Annotated in this window: 3 protein-coding genes; all 3 read right to left on the reverse strand. The window is 47.4% G+C overall.

Annotated features, from left to right (window positions below):
• Positions 1 to 728 (reverse strand): DUF1508 domain-containing protein (locus GIV35_RS27010; RefSeq protein ID WP_236491456.1); only part of this gene is annotated, 728 nt, incomplete at its 3' end.
• A 126-nt stretch (positions 729 to 854) separates the two neighbouring features.
• Positions 855 to 1,955 (reverse strand): CBS domain-containing protein, encoded by a 1,101-nt coding sequence (locus tag GIV35_RS27015; RefSeq protein WP_236304702.1) that lies wholly within the window; start codon positions 1,953 to 1,955, stop codon positions 855 to 857.
• A gap of 446 nt (positions 1,956 to 2,401) precedes the next feature.
• Complete coding sequence (locus tag GIV35_RS27020; RefSeq protein ID WP_032903826.1) at positions 2,402 to 2,635, reverse strand: DUF6124 family protein; 234 nt, start codon at positions 2,633 to 2,635, stop codon at positions 2,402 to 2,404.
• Positions 2,636 to 3,154: the final 519 nt, after the last annotated feature.

The following is a 3,154-nucleotide window of genomic DNA, read 5'->3' on the forward strand; positions in this document are numbered from 1 at the left end:
CTATCATAGTATCTGATTTCATTTTTTGGAATTTTAAAAACGATAACTTCGGCATCAGCTGAGCCTCCGCCAGCACATGCGAAGTATAAGGCGATCAATGGATTTGTGGTAATATCCAAGAGTCTGGTTGGCAGCGCATAATGTTGCATTTTTACTAGGGCATTAAAGGTAGGTCCGGACAACTTGAAATCATTTGAGCAGCGCAGAACCAACTCTTGAAATATTATATGCTCATTTCTTATCCATCCTGGGTTCCTGTAAAGACTTGGCACAAGCTTGTAGGCAACGTCCCCATGCCCTCTGTAAAAAATTACTGCCTCAGCTTCTTGAGGCAACAACTCAATAGAGGTTATATAGGTTCTTACACTACCAATTTTTTGTGCGATTTTAGAGCTTGCTAGTGCATCATGTATCGTTGCGTCAGTTGCTCCGTACTTTATAGCTGCCGCGATTCCACGTTCTAAAGATTTCATGCTTGAATATAACGCGCTTGACCCTAGCAAGCCGCCATTATCGCCGATCAATTGGAAGTACAATTTTCCATCGCGCGATTCAATTTTTCTAAATCTCTCAGGATTGTTGGCGCTGGCCATGGCTTGTTGAATGGCAGCCTCAACCGCGCTGTGGCTTTCAAACTGTTCGCTTACTAAAATTGTTTCGGCATTGGGCGCTCGTAAAACATAATAATAGTTACCGTTGCTTGATTTAACTATATGATATTTACCCATATATTTTCCTTGAGCTAGGAGCAAGATGAGCCAGAATTATTGGTTAGCTATGGCCCAAGCGCCCATTCTAGGTAAGGGCACCCTGCCATCAGGAACGAAGTCAACATGATTCGTACGTCGTGTTTTTTAACTACTGTTCGACAAACTTTGTATGGTATGAATAAAGCGCACGAAATGATGCAGTAGCTCGTGATCTTCCTCTGAGATGCCATCAGGATCGAAGTGCATTACGTCATTACGAATGATACGAACTTTGTCGAGTTCTTTGATAAACGTTTTTCTATCAACCTGCAGTTTTGTTTTTAACCATAAAGCCGGATCTTCAAAGAGCCTGATGTACTCACCAAAAGTAAGATCTGCAACTGATTCTATTGTGCGTTCGCTATCGGAGGGGTTGACTAATTTGGATAGCTCCTCCTTTGTAAATTTTCCATCTATCAATGTTCTGATGTGATTTTCAATTTCCGCGAGCAGAAGGAATGGTTCAGATAGCTGTTTGAATTGGATGCTAAGGTCAGTAGTAGTAATGATTCCACTAATACGCTGATCGGTTGAGCGCACAAGAACGTATGAGTATTCAACTATCCTAGGTAAAGCCGCAAAAATCGAATCGGTAGAATTTATTTCTCTATGAGGTTTCATAAAGTCTCGTACACGATCAGACTCGGTATTTGTCAACGCAAGCCTTGGTGCGATACTTTCCCAGCTGATAACACCTTTCACATCTCGTTCGTTTGTCATCACAGGCAACTGAGAGAAGTCATGTCTTAACATTAGCGTGATAGCCTCGATAAGACTGCTATCGGGTTTGACCGTGATAAGCTTTACATCTGCGGCTTCAAGCCGGCTTACTCGAAAAGCAGGTTCAGAAACAGCCCCAGATATAAACTCATTTTGAGGAGGAGTCGTGTCCTCAGTTTGTTCTACTGGGGAGCTTTCGATGTTTGCTGCTGTATTATTGCTCTGATCAGTTATCGGCGTCTGGATTTCTTCTTGGAGTGGTGCATAGAGTGTCACTTTTGAGTCCAAGGGTACGCTATCGAAGTCCGGTTTAGTGATTACCCCTAACGCATCCAGAACTTTACGGATTTTATAGGCCACCATATAGCCTCTTCGCTCTGCTCCAAACCAGCTTATCAACTCCCTCACCGATATAGGAATAGACTCCATCCCAGGCCCTAAACCCTCAAGAATCTTCTCAAGTCTTTCCAGGTTTGATGTTGCCACTACTTGCCCCTCGAATCAAATAGGCTACTAATATATGAAGTTGTTTGGAGGGACTCTAGTCCTGCTTTTACGAAGAACTCTGTATCAATGAAAACGTTCCGTGTCTGAAGAGGCATAGGTGATGCTCCGTTGATGGCGATGTGCCTACGTGGATCCTCGCTTGTGATAAGCGGATATGCAAGTGTGCTTCGCTCTGACCTTACTCGGCACGCCTGCATAGCCGATGCCCACGGCAGTAGCAAACGGTAGCAAGCGGGGACAGAATTATTTTCCCCTAATCTGGACGTCCGCTCATGGCCGAAAGCAGTCGCCGCTCTCGTCATTGCAGAAGGCTTTGTGCCGAGGCTGAATCCATCAAGGCCCCCAAGCGCCAACTCGCCGAGTCGTTGTACGTGGCTCACAACGACGCGACGAGTCATCGGGCTAATGAGTTGAAGAGCTGATCATCAGCCTGGGCAGGGCGCTTCGCGGTCAAGGAGTCTGGCGGTGAGGAGTACGCCCAGTTCGCTCAGTTGGTGGATGGCGAGGGCGATGTCGCGGTGTTTGCCGTTGAGGTCTTCGGACAGGTCGAGCAGCAGGGTGCTGACGCTGGTGAAGGTTTCGTAGCTGTTGGTGATGAGGGTTTCGTTGCTGGCGTTGGGGGCGACGGTGAAGAGCGTGGTTGAGTCTGGTTTGAGCATGTTTGAATTCCTGTTTAGGGCCATCATCCTTTAGCTACTAAACATAAGGGTGGCGGCTGTGCGCAGGTTAGTAGACCGGGGAATCCAAACAAAGCCGGCGCACCCGAAGGTGCCCTGCGCACAGCCACCATCAAACACAGACGCAATGTCTGATCGATGAAGCTTGTGCACGTTGTCTGGATTAACCTTCAGGCTACTAAACCCGATCACTGAACAATTCAGCGACCGAGCCACCTTAGAGACGGCCACCTCAGCGCACAAGCCGGCGGATTCTGACGCAGGCGTAGGCAATGGAGCAAGGTGCAGCAGGGGAATCGGATTTTGCCTTCAGGCGCTGCGTTATCGTTTGGGGTTTTCGCGAGCAAGCTCGCTCCTATGTATGGACTCGCCCTCCACTTTCAACCCGCTTTTCAAACATTGGTACCCGGTTGCATCTATGTATCAGGCCTATCCGAGGAAGCTCCAAACAGCTTCTGGCCAACATTGGATCAGCTCGCGATCTGCCCATTACAAAAAGGC

The organism is Pseudomonas sp. PA-1-6B (assembly GCF_021609545.1).
GTDB lineage: Bacteria > Pseudomonadota > Gammaproteobacteria > Pseudomonadales > Pseudomonadaceae > Aquipseudomonas > Aquipseudomonas fluorescens_BV.

Coding starts and splice junctions, on each gene's coding strand:
- GIV35_RS27020 (WP_032903826.1), bottom strand. CDS start 2,635: ATGCTCAAACCAGACTCAACCACGCTCTTCACCGTCGCCCCCAACGCC.